Source organism: Anaerotignum sp. (assembly GCF_031981185.1).
GTDB lineage: Bacteria > Bacillota > Clostridia > Lachnospirales > Anaerotignaceae > Chakrabartyella.
The window spans coordinates 92,986-111,043 of record NZ_DALYUL010000007.1; the positions used below are offsets into that span (position 1 = coordinate 92,986).

General features: G+C 38.4%; 20 protein-coding genes and 1 other annotated feature. Of the genes, 2 read left to right on the top strand and 18 right to left on the bottom strand.

Annotated features, from left to right (window positions below; all coding sequences use genetic code 11):
- From RTK36_RS05665 to RTK36_RS05690, 6 genes are all read right to left on the bottom strand, one after another.
- Window positions 1–681: metallophosphoesterase family protein (locus tag RTK36_RS05665; RefSeq protein ID WP_312045147.1), on the bottom strand; the 681-nt coding region annotated here is incomplete at its 3' end.
- Window positions 682–813: 132 nt separating this feature from the next.
- Window positions 814–1,860 carry an alcohol dehydrogenase gene (locus tag RTK36_RS05670; RefSeq protein WP_331654969.1) on the bottom strand — a complete coding sequence of 349 codons (1,047 nt, stop codon included), beginning with the start codon at window positions 1,858–1,860 and terminating at the stop codon, window positions 814–816.
- A gap of 106 nt (window positions 1,861–1,966) precedes the next feature.
- Complete coding sequence (locus RTK36_RS05675; protein WP_312045149.1) at window positions 1,967–2,557, bottom strand: NAD(P)H-dependent oxidoreductase; 591 nt, start codon at window positions 2,555–2,557, stop codon at window positions 1,967–1,969.
- A gap of 15 nt (window positions 2,558–2,572) precedes the next feature.
- Entirely contained in the window at window positions 2,573–3,496 is a 924-nt protein-coding gene (locus RTK36_RS05680; RefSeq protein ID WP_312045150.1) for a ribokinase, read from the bottom strand.
- Window positions 3,493–3,969, bottom strand: coding sequence for a DMT family transporter (locus RTK36_RS05685; RefSeq protein ID WP_312045151.1), 477 nt, complete (start codon window positions 3,967–3,969; stop codon window positions 3,493–3,495). Before RTK36_RS05685 ends, RTK36_RS05680 begins: the two co-directional genes overlap by 4 nt.
- A gap of 11 nt (window positions 3,970–3,980) precedes the next feature.
- Window positions 3,981–4,406, bottom strand: coding sequence for a DMT family transporter (locus RTK36_RS05690; RefSeq protein ID WP_312045152.1), 426 nt, complete (start codon window positions 4,404–4,406; stop codon window positions 3,981–3,983).
- 149 nt (window positions 4,407–4,555) lie between these two features.
- On the opposite strand from RTK36_RS05690, the gene RTK36_RS05695 reads away from it, so the two are divergent.
- Together RTK36_RS05695 and RTK36_RS05700 are read left to right on the top strand one after the other, a co-directional pair.
- Entirely contained in the window at window positions 4,556–5,299 is a 744-nt protein-coding gene (locus RTK36_RS05695) for a nucleoside phosphorylase (RefSeq protein ID WP_312045153.1), read from the top strand.
- A 107-nt stretch (window positions 5,300–5,406) separates the two neighbouring features.
- A complete protein-coding gene (locus tag RTK36_RS05700; protein ID WP_312045154.1) occupies window positions 5,407–6,186 on the top strand; it encodes a hypothetical protein in 780 nt (259 codons plus the stop codon).
- A 362-nt stretch (window positions 6,187–6,548) separates the two neighbouring features.
- Here RTK36_RS05700 and RTK36_RS05705 read toward each other — a convergent pair whose 3' ends face one another.
- The 12 genes from RTK36_RS05705 to RTK36_RS05760 all read right to left on the bottom strand — a co-directional run bounded on the left by RTK36_RS05705 (window position 6,549) and on the right by RTK36_RS05760 (window position 17,914).
- Entirely contained in the window at window positions 6,549–7,898 is a 1,350-nt protein-coding gene (locus RTK36_RS05705; protein WP_312045155.1) for an aminotransferase class III-fold pyridoxal phosphate-dependent enzyme, read from the bottom strand.
- Between the two features lie 38 nt (window positions 7,899–7,936).
- Window positions 7,937–9,031 carry a YkvI family membrane protein gene (locus RTK36_RS05710; protein ID WP_312045156.1) on the bottom strand — a complete coding sequence of 365 codons (1,095 nt, stop codon included), beginning with the start codon at window positions 9,029–9,031 and terminating at the stop codon, window positions 7,937–7,939.
- 362 nt (window positions 9,032–9,393) lie between these two features.
- Window positions 9,394–9,951 (bottom strand): XRE family transcriptional regulator, encoded by a 558-nt coding sequence (locus RTK36_RS05715; protein WP_312045157.1) that lies wholly within the window; start codon window positions 9,949–9,951, stop codon window positions 9,394–9,396.
- Window positions 9,952–10,167: 216 nt separating this feature from the next.
- Complete coding sequence (locus RTK36_RS05720) at window positions 10,168–11,085, bottom strand: AEC family transporter (protein WP_312045158.1); 918 nt, start codon at window positions 11,083–11,085, stop codon at window positions 10,168–10,170.
- A gap of 96 nt (window positions 11,086–11,181) precedes the next feature.
- Entirely contained in the window at window positions 11,182–11,535 is a 354-nt protein-coding gene (gene rplT, locus RTK36_RS05725; RefSeq protein WP_256149828.1) for a 50S ribosomal protein L20, read from the bottom strand.
- A 30-nt stretch (window positions 11,536–11,565) separates the two neighbouring features.
- The gene (gene rpmI / locus RTK36_RS05730) at window positions 11,566–11,766 is read right to left on the bottom strand and encodes a 50S ribosomal protein L35 (RefSeq protein WP_066049731.1); all 201 of its coding nucleotides are present in this window, start codon (window positions 11,764–11,766) and stop codon (window positions 11,566–11,568) included.
- 77 nt (window positions 11,767–11,843) lie between these two features.
- Window positions 11,844–12,338 (bottom strand): translation initiation factor IF-3, encoded by a 495-nt coding sequence (gene infC / locus RTK36_RS05735; RefSeq protein WP_312045159.1) that lies wholly within the window; start codon window positions 12,336–12,338, stop codon window positions 11,844–11,846.
- 52 nt (window positions 12,339–12,390) lie between these two features.
- Window positions 12,391–12,521 (bottom strand) — a sequence feature (ribosomal protein L20 leader region).
- Window positions 12,522–12,617: 96 nt separating this feature from the next.
- Complete coding sequence (thrS, locus tag RTK36_RS05740) at window positions 12,618–14,525, bottom strand: threonine--tRNA ligase (RefSeq protein ID WP_312045160.1); 1,908 nt, start codon at window positions 14,523–14,525, stop codon at window positions 12,618–12,620.
- 408 nt (window positions 14,526–14,933) lie between these two features.
- On the bottom strand, window positions 14,934–15,854 hold the full coding sequence (locus tag RTK36_RS05745) for a magnesium transporter CorA family protein (RefSeq protein WP_312045161.1): 921 nt from the start codon (window positions 15,852–15,854) through the stop codon (window positions 14,934–14,936).
- Between the two features lie 48 nt (window positions 15,855–15,902).
- Window positions 15,903–16,214, bottom strand: a complete 312-nt coding sequence (locus RTK36_RS05750) for a YbjQ family protein (RefSeq protein ID WP_312045162.1) — start codon at window positions 16,212–16,214, stop codon at window positions 15,903–15,905.
- A 235-nt stretch (window positions 16,215–16,449) separates the two neighbouring features.
- Window positions 16,450–17,196, bottom strand: coding sequence for an amino acid ABC transporter ATP-binding protein (locus RTK36_RS05755; RefSeq protein WP_312045163.1), 747 nt, complete (start codon window positions 17,194–17,196; stop codon window positions 16,450–16,452).
- Window positions 17,186–17,914: an amino acid ABC transporter permease gene (locus RTK36_RS05760; protein WP_312045164.1), complete on the bottom strand. Its 729-nt coding sequence runs from the start codon at window positions 17,912–17,914 to the stop codon at window positions 17,186–17,188. The genes RTK36_RS05755 and RTK36_RS05760 overlap by 11 nt, the downstream gene beginning before the upstream one ends.
- Between the last annotated feature and the right edge of the window lie 144 nt (window positions 17,915–18,058).

An 18,058-nucleotide genomic window follows, 5' to 3' on the forward strand; every position in this document is an offset into this window, starting at 1 on the left:
CGCATAACGAATGGTTTCTCTACCGATCTTTTGTGGTCGGTGCAAATGCCCCAAAGCAACATAATCAAATGCAAAAAAAGCACTTGCATCTATTTCATCTACACCGCCTAAAGAACTGGTTTCCGAATCACTTCTCTCTGCTTCTCCGCGCCAAGTCACGAACTGATGAGCCAATAAAATGTTTCTTCCCTCTTTCTTAGCCGGGTTCCCTTGCAAAACAAGCTCCATAGCTCTCTGATAGGAGGGAATCTCCTCTTCATAATAAGGACTTACTAATGCGGGCTTGATAAAAGGAAGTAAAAACACTTCCATTTCTCCATATTCATCCTCCAATACAACAGATTTTAAAGCACCTTCATAGCATCCACAAATATGAATTTGATTTTCTTGAAATAGTCGGCTGCCAAAATCCAGACGATGGGCAGAATCATGATTTCCTGCAATCATAAAAATTGCAATCTTAAGTTTAGATAGCTCTGTCAGAAACCAATCTAACAGCCGCACAGCCTCCACCGGAGGAACGCCCTTATCATAAACATCCCCAGAAATAAATATGCCGTCTATTTTCTCCTCTACGGCCTTTTCTAAAATTTGAATAAGGATATATTTTTGGTCATCAATCATAGAAAAATCGTAGATTCGCTTTCCTAAATGTAAGTCTCCTATGTGAAAAAATCTCATACTTTCCTCCTTTCTTAGACTTTTGTTCCATTCATATGCTTAAAAGCAGACACCAAATAGATGTCTGCTTTGTATTAGCGATGGTTTCACAAGCTTAAAAACTTGGTGCTTTGATGTTTTGTAAATCTTCCTTCAACTATGTTCAAATGGCGTAATGACCCATTTGATACAGCCATCCAATCTATTTTCAAAAATGCGATATCCCTCCATCACATCATTTAAAGGCCCTCTATGGGTGATCAGGCAGCTAGTGTCAATCTTTTTGCATTCCACCATTTTCATTATGGCTTCACAGCTATTGGCATCCACCCCACCTGTTTTAAACACTAGGTTTTTACCATACATTTGATGCAACGGCAAGGTTTGTTCCTTTTCATAGAGAGCCACTAAAACCACAATGGCGTTTGGTCTTGCTACCTTCCATGCCAGTTGAAAGGTGTTCTCTCCACCAGCCACCTCAAACACACGGTCAGCACCTCTGCCTTGTGTCAGCTTTAAAATTTCTTCTTCTATATCTACTTCCAAAGGGTTTAAGCAAACATCCGCCAAACCTTGTTCTTTTGCCAAATTTAATCTGTCTGTGCTGGTATCCACAACAATGACGGTGGCAGGACTATAGAGCTTTATACTCATTAAAGTACATAAGCCTGTAGGCCCAGCTCCCAAAACAACCACGGTATCCGCAGGTTTTATCTCTCCAATGCTTGCAGCCCAATAACCTGTAGCCAAAATGTCCCCATTAAATAATGCCTCTTCATCAGATACATCATCGGGAATTTTCGTTAAGCCTTGATCCGCCATGGGAATACGAGCATATTCTGCCTGTCCCCCATCAATTCGGCACCCCAGCTCCCAACCTCCATGGATACAATTATTTACATAGCCTTGTTTGCAGAAAAAACACTCACCGCAAAAGGTTTCCACATTAACAGAAACCCGGTCACCAACAAAAAAGTTCTTCACCTTTCTGCCAACCTCAACAATTTCCCCTACAAATTCATGTCCCAAAACTATATTTTCTTTTGCTCTGGGCACAGCTCCATGCTTAATATGTAAGTCGCTGGAGCAAATTGTGGATCTAGTTACTCTTACAATGGCATCTGTCTCTTTTTCAATCACCGGAATTGGTCTATCTTCCAAGCACACAATGCCATTTCCCTTGTATACAACTGCTTTCATCGTTTCCCCCATCTTCAGCCCCCAATTCTAGATCGTAGACCCTTTTTTAGTAGTAATCCTATTTTAAAATCACTATAACTTTGAACTTTAAGCTCTTTATTTTCTATTAAAATGTGTTTGCAATCTCTTTCCCTTTTTCTGCAGCTTCCTTAATGATAACCTCAACAGGACGAAGGCCCATATCCAAACCTTCCGCAAAAATACAATCATATTTTTCAATTCCAAAAAACCGGCTCATTGCTTCCATATATCTTGAACCCATTTCCATAGGAGAATCCTGATAAAAACCACCTCTCGTGGTAACATAAACCATGTGATCGGCCTTACAAGTTCCAACACATCCCTGCTCATTGCAGCCAAATGTGATGCCTTCCACACACAAATTTTCAATATATGTTTTCAGCAGAGCAGGAAAGCTTAAGTCCCAAAAAGGCGCTGCCACCACGATTTTGTCAGCCTGGGCAAATGCATGGGCATAGTGAAAACGAGGATGGGAAAAATCCTTATCCGCTAGCAATGCATCTCTTTGGTGAAAATAGCCTTCGGTCATATTGATTAGTGCTTCATCCATCAAGCAAAGCTCCTCTATTTCATATGTACCTTTTTTGTCCAATTCCTTTAGAAATAAATCCGCTAGTTTTTTGGTTCGAGATGCATCTCTGCGAATGCAGCAATTTACAAATAATACTTTCTCCAAAGAAAACACGCTCCTTTAATCTATTTTTTCTATGGCTAAAGAGCCAAATTTATTTGTCTTCAAAACATGGTCAACCTCTTCTTTTATGGGAACAGAATCGGACGCACCTTTTTTGCCAATGGCGAGCGCACTTGCCGTTGTGGCCAACAATAAGGAATCCGGGATAGATTCTCCATTCAGTATGCCGTATAAGAAATAACCGCTAAAGGTATCCCCTGCCGCAGTGGTGTCCACAACCTCAACTTGATGGCATCCGATTTTAAAGGTCTCCCCTTTAGAATAACAAATGGCACCTCTGCTTCCCAGTGTAAGAAGGATATTACCCTTGGGATATTTCTGTTTTAAAACAGGTAGAATCTCTTCATCTTTTTCGCATTTTGCAATCTGTCTTCCTTCAACCTCATTCACAATCAACCACTCTAAAAGCTCCAATGGATACTCTAAAACCTTTCCATTCATGGGCGCTGCATTAAATGCAACTTTTAAACCCCTTTTATGTGATTCCTCAATCATATAATCCACCAAATTTGTTTCGTTCTGCAGCAGCACCAAACCTTCGTTTCCAAATTTGTCTAATGTTTCATTGATATATTCTTTGGTATAAAGCTGATTTGTACCCCCATAAAGCAAAATGCAATTTTGTCCATGTGCATCTACCTGAATGATGGCATGTCCGCAGTTTTCTGTTGTCTCCCTGAGCAAAGAGATATCCACATGATTTTCACTAAGCTTCGATGCTAGTGCCTCGCCTCCCTTGCCCACAAAACCTGCATGATAAACTAAATTTCCTGCTTTCGCCGCTGCGATAGACTGATTTAGGCCTTTTCCTCCACAGTTGATAAATAGCCCGTTAGATGACATCGTTTCACCGGGTTCAACAAAGTGATCCACACCATAAACGTAATCCATATTCAAAGAACCAAAATTCAGTATTTTCATTCTGTTTCCTCCTCAGTAGTCATTAAAACAGCCTTTCTCAATTCTAATTCACGAAGCTTTTCTTTCCAGGCAATTCCGCTTAAAATCATAAAAATACCCAAGATTTGAACGGGACGAAAGGTTCCAAAAAATACGTAATCTAAAACAATGGAAGCACTTAACTGCCCAAAAAGCATCAGTACCGTTGATGTCATAGCCCCTGTGTTTTTCGTGCCAATGATTAAAAAAATCATGGCTACCAAACCACAAACGCTTCCTAAATAAAAAAGCAGAGGAACCTCCTTTATAAAGGAAAGTTGAAACTCTCCACCCTTTCCTGTGATATAAACAAGGCAAAAAGCAATGACAGAGGCTTCAATGTAATTAATTAATGCGCCTCTCGCTGTACCCAAACATTCCCCCGCTTTTACATTTACCATCTTATTAATTACGGATAAAAATCCGTTGGCAATCGCCGCTATATAGTATATCATTTTTTTCCTCCCTAAGCGTACACAACGATCAAAACCCCTGCCAACACCAATAAATAGCAAGGCACCTGTTTGAGACGAAACGGCTTTTTCATAGCATTAAACCATCCATAATGGTCAACCAGTGCTGAAGAAATCATTTGTCCGATGATAGATAGGCTTAACAACTGGGTTGCACCAATGTGCAAAATGCACCAGCTGCTGCTGGCTACCAATGTGACACCCATAAAGCCCACTGCATATACGTATTTGGGCACTCCACCAAAAGTAATCGGTGTTTTTTCCTTAAGCTTAATATATAAGAAAAGAAGTAATGCCGCTATAACATGGACAAAAAAACAAACACCAAAAAGGCTATAATAATTACCTAACTGCCCATTTAGTGATACCATAAAGCCTTGAAAAATACCGGCCAAAATTAAAAATATAAAATAAACCATTTTACCCTCCCCAAAACACACAACTGTGTTTCTCCATTTCAATGATTTTAACATATTATTCTAATAGATTCAAATTATTAGACTGCAAACATTGCATTTTTTCAAAAATTAAGGTAAATTATACAAAAGGACACAAAGGAGGAACAAATATGCCAAATGTACAGCCCCATATTCAGCTAGATGAAACCCTTGAAGTGAAATATGCTTTACTTCCCGGGGATCCCGCCAGATTAGATAGAATTTCTCCATTTCTAGAAAATGTTGTAGAATTAAAGTTTAACCGAGAATACAGAAGCTTAATTGGAACCTATAAAGGTATTAAAATTTTAGCCATTTCAACAGGGATTGGTGGTGCCTCTGCCGGGATTGCCGTTGAAGAACTGCACAATATAGGTGTGGAAGCCATGATTCGTATTGGTAGTTGTGGCAGTTTACAGCCTAAAGTGAAAATGGGTGATATTATTCTGGTTAGTGGCGCTGTGCGTGACGATGGAGCATCAAAAACCTATGTTGACGCCATGTTCCCTGCCGTGCCAGATTCAAAACTGTTATTTGCTTGCGTTGAGTCTGCGAAAGAAAAAAATATTTCCTATCATACTGGTATTGCAAGAAGCCACGATAGCTTTTATACCGATGACGAGGATGCAATCGATGCCTTTTGGTCAAAAAAAGGCGTTCTTGGATGCGATATGGAAACAGCGGCAGTCTTTACCATCGGCCATTTACGAGGAGTGAAAACTGCTTCTATTTTAAATAATGTTGTAGAATACCAAGGAGATACCCTAGATAGTATTGTAAATTATGTTGATGGAGAATCCCTATCCATGCAAGGAGAAAAAAATGAAATTTTAGTTGCTTTAGAAGCTTTTGTGAAACTGGAAAAAGGCCTATAATAGGATTTTAATGGGATTTACTTTACCACAAGAAAAAAACTGTTTATTATGGAAACATTTCCTTTCTTTTATCGTCAAATTATTAGGACGATAAAGGAGATGAGATGATGAAAAAGAGTTTTTACCTATTTACATTTCTTTGCAGTTTGATTTTCTATGGTGGATGTGCTGATGTACCGTCAACAAAAACCGTTGAAAAACCCAACACTGCTACTACCAATGAAAAACCGACAGAAAAGTCAGCACAAACGCTGCATGGGAAAATTATCAAAATGGAAAAGGATATGCTTCTTGTAGCAGTTACAGAAGAAAAGGATATCTGTCAAGTTTCTACTAGCACATTTATAGGAGATATCACCCAAGTAGAGCCGGGGGATATGGTGGAAATTGGATTTGACGGTATGGTTTTGGACATTTATCCTGAAATTATTGCAAACCCTGATTATGTGATTTTCACCGAAAAAGGCGAGGACTTCGTGGGTCTCTATAACAATATTCTTTTAGATTTATATCAGGGAGATGCCGGGCTAAACAGTGACATTAATCTAATTGCCCTAGATTTAACAGAAGACGAAAACCTTACCGACAGCGAGAAAAACGCCCTGCTCTATTTACTCTGGAACGAAACCCAGATTGTTACCAGATTTGCGACCTATGATGATTTGCTTGCAGAAAATTTAATTGTGGTAGAAAAAGATACGAAATTTGCCAATATGGAGAACGGAATATTGATAAATTTGAAATCGACTAAAGCAGAAAAAAATATGTTTACATTTTCTGTTCAAAAATGGCGCTCCTCTTTAGGCGCATATGGTTTTGAAAATTGTACGGCTAAAAAAGAGAATGAAAAGTGGTCTTATACCGTAGGTAGTGAGATGATGTCTTAATACTTATAACCAGACTTGAACATTAAATCAGGACCACCAGCTTAGCTGGTGGTTTGTCCCGCCCCTATAAGGGGCTGTTACTTGCAACGCCTGAGGGCGTATTGAAAAAATACTCCTTATGCATCATACGCCCCGCTACCGTTAAAACGGTTTTAATAATTTTTTATACTTGCTATAAATTTTAGTATTACTACTCGTAAAAACAAAAGCCTTACAGCTAAAGCAAAAACCATTCCTACCACCTGCATAGCGGGTGGTTTTATCAAGCTAAAGCGAACAATAAAAAAACACCCCCGACGAAATATTTGATGGGGGTGTTTTTCATTCTCTTTAGTCTTTGCTTTATTTAATACTTATTTCCATTACCAACCTTTTTTGTATTTCAAAACATCATCAGAAATTTTTCCATCAAGATATTCCTGTATCGACTCCTCAATAATTTCAAAGCCTCGCTTTAAATTTTCGGGCTGAATATTTAGAGGGGGTTGAATTCGCAATACATTTTTCCCAAGAGAAATGATAACCAAGCCTTTTTCATAGGAACGGAACAAAACCTTGTAGGTTCCCACCTCATCAGGAATAAGGTTACCCATTTCGGGATCCATTCTAGTTAAAGCTAAACCTCTGGACATGCCCTTTCCACTTTTCTTTGTTACCACGCGGGGGAATTTTTCCATGACGCGGTTTATATGAAATTCCATGGCTTTTTCGTTTTCAGCTAACATATTTTGAAATTCTTCTCCTTGCATATAATCAAATGCAGCGCAACCAGCAGCACAAGCTAGAGCGTGGCCACCTAAAGTAAACAAATGTGCTGGAGCCGGTAAAGAATCCATAATTTCTTTCTTTGCCATAAAAGCCCCTAATGGAAGCCCTGCACCCAAAGATTTTCCCATTACAATGCCATCGGGTACAATATCGTAATGTTCAATAGAAAACCATTTACCTGTTCTGAAAAAGGCCTGCTGTACCTCTTCTGTGATAAAAAGAATTCCATGCTTTTTGCAAAGGGCGTATAATTTGCTCATAAAGATTTTATGTGCTGCAATTAATCCAGCATCCCCTTGAAGGGGTTCAATAATAACCGCCGCAACCTCTTCTGGAGGCAAATATGCCTCAAATGCCCTTTCTATCTCTTTTAAACATTCCCTTTCACAAACTTCATCTTCCAAATCATCCCCGTAAAAAGGGAAATTATAAATGTCCGGAAGAAACGGCCCCATTTTGGAACGCATTCTCGTTGTAACTGCACTTAAGGAAATAGAACCGTATGTACTGCCATGATACCCATTAATAAAAGTAATAATCTTACTTCTTCCGGTGTATGCCCTGGCAAATTTAATTGCGGCGTCGTTGGCATCGGAACCACAATTGCCAAAGCAAACCTTTGCAGAAACTCCTCCGGGGTAAACAGAAGTTAATCGCTCTGCATAGCTAATATTTTTTGTGTTAAAAATATAGGCAGGTGTGTACTGACTATACAATTCCAACTGCTCTTTGATTGCTTCTGTAACAGCAGGAAAACCACTGCCTAGATTTAAAGACGATGCGCTACTTAAAAAATCGATAAACCGATTATCATCTTGGTCAAAAATAGTATCACCCACAACCTTGTGTATTGTCAGTGGAAAATACGAAAAATGCTGACATGGTGCAATTACTTTTTCGTCACGCTCTATCCAAGCAACACTTTTTTTTGTTATTAAAGTCATTTTTTTCAACTCCCCATCTCTTCTATATAGATCTTTCTTCAGTTCCTTTTCATCAGCTTATATATACCCAGGGTCATAATTGGAACCACATATACAAAGAAGAATACCCACGCCAAAGTTCCATATCCCTTTGCAATTAAGTTGATGAGTCCATAAGAAGAAATAAAGGTTGTTACTACCAAAAGAATTATGGCAACCACTGGTGTCATCCAAACAGGTACCTCCTGTCTATTGCTTTTGTAACCTTCAGCAATACGGTCTGTGATTGAGTATATTAAGCCTGAGCCTGTTTCAATCAGGGTGCCAAATAATACAATTTGGAACATGTAACGCAACCAAGGCATATTCATTTGGGTTAAAATATAATCCACGGGGAGTTCCTGATCAATAATTGCAGGATAAAAACCTGCCATTGCCACGAATAAGATAATACCCGGTAATATACCAATTACACCTGCAATCAGTCCAGAGGTAAACGCCTCTTTTGAATTGTCTGAATGCCGAATGGTATAAAGCACTGCAATAATGATTGCTAAATTGTAAAATGCATATTGAAAACCCCCTAACGCCCAATTACCACTAACGGGAACCGTAGCAAAATTGTTTCCGATATCTGAGCTATATCTGGAAATTACCAATACCAAAAACAGAATATAAACACCGTAAAGGACAAAGGACCATAAAGAGAGGACCTTTTCAATGGCTTCTGAACCATTCATTACCAACAAAAAAACAGCAGCAGACATACCGATAATGCCAAACCATTTGTTTAATCCAAAAAGCTCATGCAAGATTGATCCTGCAGAAGCAGAAACAACTGCTAAAACGATTAAAATGAAAATTATGTATGCAACCTCAAAGACCATCCAGCCCGGCCCCATGAGTTTTTTCATAAAATTTTTATAGTCGTATTTTTGAAACTTTCGTGCAAAAGCAAAGGAAACGGCACAAACAATGGACCATGTGAGTAGGGATATAATGGTCATACCCAAAAAACCACCCAAAGGACCGTAGCCCATAAAATATTCAACCAGTTCTCTGCCTGTTCCGTAACCTCCGGCTATTACGCAAGATTGAAAAACGATGCCGGGTACAAAATACTTTTGAAACTTCTTTGATGATAAAATACTCATATGATTCCTCCTTTTTACACCATGCTTTCAATGTTCTCTTTTGTAGTTAATTATACTAAATTTAGTTTAATAGGATTATATATTTAATATATTTAAATGTCAACGAAATATTAAATATATTTTAGTATTTTTAAATTTTATATCTTTAGAATAAATAAATTTGGGGTAAGCTTATTTTATTGTCTGTTTTTTTAAACTACATAAAAAAAAGAACCTGTCTTTTATGCATTTTTATGCAAAAAGAAAAGCTCTTATCATTATTTTTGTATTCTCTTACATACCATGAGATAATATATTCTAAACGATTCACTCGCTGGAAATCCGCGAAGCTCTTTTATTAATAATTTCATGGTGAAATTTATTTAATATAAAGCCGGTGAAATAACTGCAACCGCCTCTACGTCTTCATCACCAGGATTATACAACTGATGATACGTTTGCTGGGGGACATAGATGCTATCCCCTTCATTTAAGATATATACATTATCACCAATATGATATTCCAAAGTTCCTTTTAATACCAAAGTACACTCGGCAGCTTCCTGGTGATACTGCACCATGGTGCTACCCCAGCTTTTAGGGCCTAATTTGAAGCATAGCATTTCCATCTTCGTACAAGCATTCTTACTTCTACTGTAGGGTGTTACAAACTGATATTCCATATTAATATCAGCAAACTGAATTTTTGTACGATTATCTCTGGTAATTACTGTAACCTGCTCTTGTTCTTCTTGGGAAAAAAGGGAAACCAAAGGAATTTCAATCGCCTCTGCAATACGCATTAAAACAGACAAAGATGGACTGATTAAATTACGTTCAATTTGTGAAATATATCCTGGGGTCACCTCAGCTTTTTCAGCTAAATCCTTTGCGGTGATGCCCTTTTCCACTCTTGCAGCCTTTATTTTTTCTCCAATCATGAAAATCTTCCTCTCTGTTTCATATTCTCCCTGCACTGCAACATAAACCCAATAATGTTTAATTCAAAACCAGCAAAATGATTGCAATCTTTTCGTATTTCATAGCAATTATACCATACTATTTTTATAAACTCAAAGAAATAAGAATTATTTCTATGTATTCTAATATTATTAAATCTTTCTTTATAATTATAATATTATATTGTTAAATAATTTCTAGTACAGTTTTAAAACAATCAGCAAAATAGTCATTAAAATCAAACTAAATGGGAGCATCAAGGAATTCAAAACGGCAGCCGCCGAACGATCATAACCACAGCGTTCTGTATAAATCGGTGCAATACTTAAAATAGGCGAAAAAACAACAATGGAAAGTATTTGTCTATGTAGTAGCGGCCCTGGTAAGTAATGATAAATTAAATAGGAAAATACGCATGCGATTCCAATCCTAAATACAAAAACACTCCCCATATCCTTCAAAACACTTTTTTTCATTTTAGGTTCAAACATGATTCCAATTAATATCATTGCCAAGAATGTATTTGCCTGCCCCATCATGGTTGCAAGATCAAATACAATATTGGGTAGTTGAATTTTTAAGCTGCATAATAAAATCATAACCAGATATGCAACGAAGGGCATAGATGAAAATAGGGTTTTTAGTATTTCTTTCACACTGACATTCCCTTTTCCTTTCACGATAAAGGTGGCAATGGTAAATGTAATGCCAAAAACCATAATAGCATTACCCACATCAAACATACAAACCACAGCCACAGCATCTGGGGCAAAAAAGCTCTGCATAAAGGGCAAAGTACAAAGGCCAATGTTATAGCCAGAGGCATTGATGATGAAAAACGCCCGCTCTGGGGGTCGCTTTTTTCGGGTAAGAAGCAGCACCAGGCTAATGGCCAAAAGATTTGTCATGAAGCCCAAGGAGATATCCATTAGTAAGGATACATCCAAGCTAAGGGTTCTAAAATTACTTACAATTACCATTGGCAAGGTAATTTTCATAACCAACCTAGATAAGAGGTCGGTATCCTTTTGAGAGAATAACCCACCCCGTTTTAGCCCAAATCCCACGCCAATCATAAACAAAAACCCGAAAGCTTTTGTCAAGACAATTTCCATAGCAGTGTTATCCCTCCTCCTTCAGCCTTAGCAGCGTCTTTATGAATGAAAAAAGACCTTTTGCGCAAAACAAAAGGTCGGTTTCTCAATTATGAATTACAGTTTTGCTTTTGCTGTAGCTACTAAAGTAGTGAATGCAGCAGGATCAGAAACAGCTAAGTCAGCCAACATCTTTCTGTTGATGTTAACGTCAGCCATTTTTAAACCATGAATCAGCTTGCTGTAAGAAATATCATTTAATCTTGCTGCTGCATTGATTCTTGTGATCCAAAGGCTTCTGTATTCTCTTTTTGTCTGTTTTCTGCCGGCAAATGCGAATGCCATAGCTTTCATTACAGACTGTTTTGCAACTCTGTACTGCTTGCTTCTAGCGCCACGATAGCCTCTAGCCAGCTTCAATACTTTTTTATGTCTTTTTCTCGCGTTTAACGCGCCTTTCACTCTTGCCATGGTAAAGTCCTCCTAAAAATATACTCGAAATTATGCGTATGGTAACAGTCTCTTTTTGATGCTGTTCAATACAGTTTTATCAACAGTAGTAGCGTGTCTCAAGTTTCTTTTTCTCTTTCTGGACTTTTTGCCAAGAATATGCTGTGTATTGGATTTCTGTCTTTTCAGCTGACCTGTGCCAGTAATTCTGAATCTCTTCGCTGCTGCTTTTTTTGTTTTCAACTTAGGCATAATGTTAAAACCTCCTAAAATAATCCTAGCAGATATATCTGCTGCTTATGTCTTATTGCTTTCTTCCATCCTGCGGATCAGCTCTTTGGTGCAAGGAACATAACTAAGCTTCTACCTTCCATCTTGGGTTCTTTTTCAACCACACCAAACTCTGCAGTTTCGTTTGCAAAGTTCTCAAGAATGACCATACCCGCCTTGGAATGACCAATTTCGCGTCCTCTAAAACGAATACTTACTTTTACCTTATCCCCATCCTTCAGGAATTCATTCGCTTTTTTCACCTTTACCTGAACGTCATGAGTATCGATACCAGGAGACAAACGAAGTTCTTTCACGTCTACAGTCTTTTGTTTCTTTCTGGCTTCTTTTTCCTTCTTAGCCTGATCGAATTTATATTTTCCATAGTCCATGATGCGACAAACCGGAGGCTTCGCAGTCGGTGCAATCTTAACCAGATCCAGCTTCTTTTCATCTGCTAATTTCTGTGCATCCCTAGAAGGCACGATTCCCAACTGTTCCCCATCTTCACCAATCAATCTAATTTCCTTGTCTCTGATTTGCTCGTTGATCATTAATTCTGTAATAGCAAAGCACCTCCCAAATTATTGTACCGTTATCCGCAAGTGCGCAAAAAAAATGCGCCGGAAGAAACCCGCCGCACACATAAAAACAGAGTAAAGCCCTGCTTTAAAAATCGTGTATTAACCTTATAAGCCCATGCCATAAGGTGAGAAGCGGAACTTCTTCTTTATTACCATAGAAGTATAGCATTAATTGACAGCCACGTCAATAGTTTTTCGAAAAAATATTTAATATGGGTGCAGATACCTTGATCTGCACCCGAAAACAGATTAGTTCATACTTCTTGATTTAATTTCATCTTTCACTCTTGTGATAACATCTATCAAATCTACCTGTCCTTCATCGCCATTCTTTCTGGAGCGCAGGGAAACTTTGTTTGCTTCCACATCCTTTTCACCCACAACGATAATATAAGGTACTCTTTCATTTCTTGCCTCTCTAATTTTGTAACCAATTTTTTCTGCACGATAGTCAGTTTCAACGCGGATACCTTCTGCATCTAGTGTATCAGCCACCTGCTTTGCATAATCGGCAAACTTTTCGGAAATAGGCAGAACCTTTACCTGAACAGGAGAAAGCCATGTAGGGAATTGCCCTGCAAAATGCTCAATCAAAATACCAATAAAGCGTTCGATAGAGCCAAAAGCAACACGGTGAATCATAACAGGGCGCTTTTTGCTGCCGTCAGCTGCCATATATTCCAAATCAAAACGTTCAGGCATTTGCATATCCAGCTGGATTGTGCCACACTGCCATGTTCTACCGATGGAATCTTCCAGATGGAAATCAATTTTAGGGCCGTAGAAAGCACCATCACCTTCATTTACGATATAAGAGATTCCATTTTCGTCCAAAGCGCTTCTTAGGCCTTCTGTTGCCAATTCCCAAGCTTCGTCAGAACCCATGCTATTCTCAGGTCTTGTGGAAAGCTCAATATGATAATTAAAGCCAAACTGACGGTATACCCCATCAATCAAGCGGATAACACCGCTGATTTCATCTTTAATCTGTTCTTCTGTCATAAAGATGTGCGCATCATCCTGGTTGAAGCAACGTACACGCATCAAACCGTGAAGTGCACCAGATTTTTCGTGTCTGTGAACCAAACCGATTTCTGCGACACGCATAGGTAATTCTCTATAAGAATGCATATCTTGCTTATAAACCAACATACCACCAGGGCAGTTCATAGGCTTAATACAATAATTCATTTCGTCAATCATTGTGGTATACATATTATCCTTATAGTGATCCCAATGACCACTGTTTTCCCACAAATGCTGATTCATAATAATAGGTGTTGAAACTTCAACATAACCTGCCTCTTTATGAATCTCTCTCCAATATTCCAACAAAGTATTTTTAATAATCATGCCTTTAGGCAAGAAAAATGGGAAGCCGGGGCCTTCATCCAAAAGAGCGAACAGCTTAAGCTCCTTGCCTAGCTTTCTATGGTCACGCTTTTTTGCTTCCTCCATCATTGTCAAATATGCTTCCAATTCGGATGCCTTGGGGTAAGAAGTACCGTAAATACGAGAAAGCATTTTGTTCTTCTCATTGCCTCTCCAGTACGCACCAGCCACAGAGGTCAGCTTAATTGCTTTAATATATTTTGTGCTCATTAAATGAGGGCCTGCGCACAAATCTGTAAAATCGCCCTGCTTATAGAAAGAGATGATTGCTTCTTCAGGTAAATCTTGAATCAGTTCAACCTTATAAGGCTCATTTCTTTCTTCCATATATTGAATAGCTTCTCCACGAGGCAATTCAAAACGCTCAATTGCCAAGTCTGCCTTTACAATTTTTTTCATCTCAGCTTCAATTTCTTCCAATTCCTCAGGTGTAAATGCTTTTTCCCTGTCAAAATCATAGTAGAAACCGTCTGCAATGGAAGGCCCAATCGCCAACTTTGTATCTGGGTAAAGATTCTTTACAGCCTGTGCTAAAATGTGGGATGTTGTATGGCGGAATGCCATTTTACCAGCTTCATCTTCAAAAGTACAGATGCTTACTTCTGCATCCTTCTCTACAACAAAACGTAAATCCTTTACTTCTCCATCAACAATACCAGCACATGCATTTCTTGCCAAGCCTTCGCTGATCGCTTTTGCAATATCCAGTACAGATACTGCGTGTTCAAATTCTTTTACAACGCCATCTTTCAGTGTAATTTTCATAATTTTCCTCTCCTTCTCGAAATAAAACAAGATTTTTCGGAAAGTAGACTGCAATAAAAAAGCTCTCGTCCACTTTCCTTTCGGAAAGGGACGAGAGCATAATACTCCCGCGGTTCCACCCTTTTTGTTAAAAAACCACTCATTTATAACTGTAACGTAGTCAACGGGCTTTATTAGAGCCACTCCGAGGTGGTTTTCGTACTCTTTCTAAACGTAGGACATTTACACCCATGATTATCAAATAATCCGATGTCCCTCTCTGGCCGTTTTGAAAGGACTACTGTCCTCATCAACGCTTTCTGTTCTTCAGTTGATACACTTCTAATTATAGCACCAAAAACAAACTTGTCAACACTTTTAACTCCTTGATAATTCATTTACTTTTTCAAATTTCATAAACATCTGATTTCAGAACCATTTGTTTTTCTTGAAAAAATAAATTCCTCCAATAATAAATAGTACGGAAATGACAATAACCGTAGCGTATCCGTACTTCCAATCATACTCCGGCATAGTAAAATTCATGCCATACCAGCCTACAATCAGGGTCAAAGGCAGAAAGATAGTTGTTACTACGGTAAAAACCTTCATGGTGGAGTTTAAACTGATATCCACCTCAGCCTCATAAGATTCTCTCACTTGCGTAACGGAATCTCGTAGATTTAACACACTTTGGAATCTTCTCTCGGTTCTTCTATTCAGCATTTTGAAGGAACGCAAAGTTTTACCATCAAAAATACCATTTTCATTTTCTCCTAGTATATCCAAAACATTTAAATATTGTTCGTAATATCTCTTGAGAAACATCAGCCTTTTTCTAAGGCTGATAATATCGGATACACAATTGTGCTTTTGAGAGGTTATTAACGCTTGCTCCAAGTCCATAATCTCTTTTTCCAGAGAATCAAAAACCTGATAATCTTCTCTGGTTTGTGCCTCGAAGAATAGATAGATAATGCGGTTTAGCGAAATTTTTTCCCCCAAACTTTTTGCACTTTCCTCCAACACATCCAAAACACGATCTTTTTGAGAAGTAAAGAAAAAAGCACGCCCTTTTTCCAAATAAATGATTACACTACCAAAACTAATCATTACTTTTTCGAAATCTGGCATTTCAAGGCTAATGCAATCAAAGTTTTCAAAGGAGTCGTATTTCGCATAGCCAAAGCGCCGTGCTTCATCTAAAATTTTCATGGAAATACCCCAAGTATTTGCCCTAGCTTCCATTTCTTCATAGGTGGATATGGATAAAAATTCTGTAATTTTCCCTTGATTTTTTTCTAAGAACGGGCAGATTTTATAATTTCCCTCTTCAATTGTTATAAACACAGCGAAACGCCCTTTCAAGTAATAATATTAACATGATTATCCCGTTTTTTATCTAAATTTCACGGCAGTTCCGTATGCCATAACTTCGGCAGCCCCTGGTGTAACAGCACTTGTTGTGAAACGCACGTTTATCACAGCATCAGCCCCCAATTTTTCTGCCATTTGAATCATGCGCTCTGTGGCAATATTTCTTGCTTCTATCATCATTTCTGTATATCCCGCTAACTCCCCACCAACAAGACTTTTAAATCCGGCGCCAATGTCCTTGCCAATATGCTTTGACTGAATGGTTGCACCTTGCACTAACCCTAGCATATCAAACTCTTTCCCGGTAATATAATCTGTATTCACTAAAATCATTGTTATCCCCCTTTTTAACCTTGGAAGTATACCAAAACAGACAATCATATTTATCATGCCCTCTTTTGAATTAGTATACACTACAAATACTCAAATAAAAGATATAGATATTATACCACAATTCAGTTTATGAATCTATGAATCGTCATCCAAAATAAAAATTTCAATATAAAACCCCGCACACTGCAAAATTTAAGCAACGAACGGGGTTTTCATTTAAATTAACTTTTTTAGCTTATAGCACTTTCGCAAGAAAAGCCTGCAATCGCTCACTTTTGGGTTTATCAAAAATTTCTTGGGGTGAGCCCTCTTCCACCTGTTTTCCGTCAGCCATAAACATTACCCTTGTACCAACTTCCTTTGCAAAGCCCATTTCATGGGTTACAACTACCATGGTCATATTATCCTTTGCCAGTTGTTTCATAACTTCCAATACTTCGCCAACCATTTCAGGGTCTAATGCCGACGTTGGTTCATCAAAAAGCATAACCTCCGGCTGCATACACAGTGCTCGTACAATGGCAATGCGCTGTTTTTGTCCGCCAGAAAGCTGAGAGGGGTAAGCATTGGCACGATCTTCCAACCCAACTCTTTTCAGAAGCTCCATGGCAATGGTTGTAGCCTCCGCTTCGCTTTTTCTTTGCAGTTTCATGGGTGCAATAATCATATTTTTAAGAATCGTCATATGGGGAAACAGATTAAAATGTTGAAAAACCATACCCATACGCTGACGATGAATGTTAATGTTAGTTTTCGAATCCGTAATATCTACATCTTCAAAATAAATACTTCCCCCAGTGGGGACTTCCAATAAATTTAGGCAACGCAAAAAGGTGGATTTTCCCGATCCAGAAGGTCCGATTACAACAACGACCTCGCCTTTTTTTATCTCCGTGTTAATACCGTCCAAAGCTTTGATTGCTCCGCCGTTATAGTATTTCTGAACTTTTTCTACTTTAATCAAAGTTGTATTAGCGCTCACTGTTTCTCAGCCTCCTTTCAAGCTTGCCTACCAGCCACGTAAAGAACATGACCATAACCAAATAAATGAGGGCCACGCCAATCAAAGGCATCATTGGAGAAAAAGTTCTACTTCTGATAATATCTCCTGCCTTGGTAACATCCTGTAATGCAACATATCCGGCAACGGAAGTCTCTTTTAATAATACAATAAACTCATTTGCCAAAGCGGGCAATACATTTTTGAATGCCTGTGGAACAATAATATACTGCATAGTTTGAAAATAATTAAAACCCAAGCTGCGTCCAGCTTCAAACTGTCCAGAATCAACAGACATGATGCCACTGCGCACAATTTCCGCCACATATGCACCTGAGTTGATACCAAACGCCAATACTGCCACCAATATTTTATTATTGGAAGAAGCAAAAATAATATAATACATAATCATCAGCTGTACAACAACAGGTGTCCCGCGGATTACCGTGAGGTAAACCTCACTCAAAGCATTTAGCAGACTTAAGGTGAATTTCCCAAAACCGGGACGCATTTCTTTTTTATTTTTATCAAAAGTAGAACGTATAATTGCAATAAGTACACCAATCACAATACCCAAAATTACGGCAAAAAAAGTTACCTTAAGCGTTACAGCCAAACCATCGGTTATATAGCGCCAACGGTCTTCGGTAATGAAATTCAATTCAAATTGGGCTTGCATTTTTCCCAGCCATTCAGCCATAGAAACCCTCCTTCTCTTTAGAAACCAAAATAGGGACGAAATTCGCCCCTATGAATGTGTCAACAAAGTCATTATCCTTTGAAAAAAGCTCAAAATTTTTAAGCTTTTTTCAAAGAAGCAGAAGAAGGACCGAAAACTCACTTT

Coding starts and splice junctions, on each gene's coding strand:
- RTK36_RS05670 (WP_331654969.1), bottom strand. CDS start 1,860: ATGAAAGCAGTTGTATACAAGGGAAATGGCATTGTGTGCTTGGAAGAT.
- RTK36_RS05705 (WP_312045155.1), bottom strand. CDS start 7,898: ATGACTTTAATAACAAAAAAAAGTGTTGCTTGGATAGAGCGTGACGAA.
- RTK36_RS05715 (WP_312045157.1), bottom strand. CDS start 9,951: ATGATTGGAGAAAAAATAAAGGCTGCAAGAGTGGAAAAGGGCATCACC.
- RTK36_RS05680 (WP_312045150.1), bottom strand. CDS start 3,496: ATGAAAATACTGAATTTTGGTTCTTTGAATATGGATTACGTTTATGGT.
- RTK36_RS05695 (WP_312045153.1), top strand. CDS start 4,556: ATGCCAAATGTACAGCCCCATATTCAGCTAGATGAAACCCTTGAAGTG.
- infC (WP_312045159.1), bottom strand. CDS start 12,338: ATGATCAACGAGCAAATCAGAGACAAGGAAATTAGATTGATTGGTGAA.
- rplT (WP_256149828.1), bottom strand. CDS start 11,535: ATGGCAAGAGTGAAAGGCGCGTTAAACGCGAGAAAAAGACATAAAAAA.
- RTK36_RS05750 (WP_312045162.1), bottom strand. CDS start 16,214: ATGATTTTAGTGAATACAGATTATATTACCGGGAAAGAGTTTGATATG.
- RTK36_RS05685 (WP_312045151.1), bottom strand. CDS start 3,969: ATGATATACTATATAGCGGCGATTGCCAACGGATTTTTATCCGTAATT.
- RTK36_RS05760 (WP_312045164.1), bottom strand. CDS start 17,914: ATGGCTGAATGGCTGGGAAAAATGCAAGCCCAATTTGAATTGAATTTC.
- RTK36_RS05710 (WP_312045156.1), bottom strand. CDS start 9,031: ATGAGTATTTTATCATCAAAGAAGTTTCAAAAGTATTTTGTACCCGGC.
- RTK36_RS05690 (WP_312045152.1), bottom strand. CDS start 4,406: ATGGTTTATTTTATATTTTTAATTTTGGCCGGTATTTTTCAAGGCTTT.
- rpmI (WP_066049731.1), bottom strand. CDS start 11,766: ATGCCTAAGTTGAAAACAAAAAAAGCAGCAGCGAAGAGATTCAGAATT.
- RTK36_RS05720 (WP_312045158.1), bottom strand. CDS start 11,085: ATGGAAATTGTCTTGACAAAAGCTTTCGGGTTTTTGTTTATGATTGGC.
- RTK36_RS05700 (WP_312045154.1), top strand. CDS start 5,407: ATGAAAAAGAGTTTTTACCTATTTACATTTCTTTGCAGTTTGATTTTC.
- thrS (WP_312045160.1), bottom strand. CDS start 14,525: ATGAAAATTACACTGAAAGATGGCGTTGTAAAAGAATTTGAACACGCA.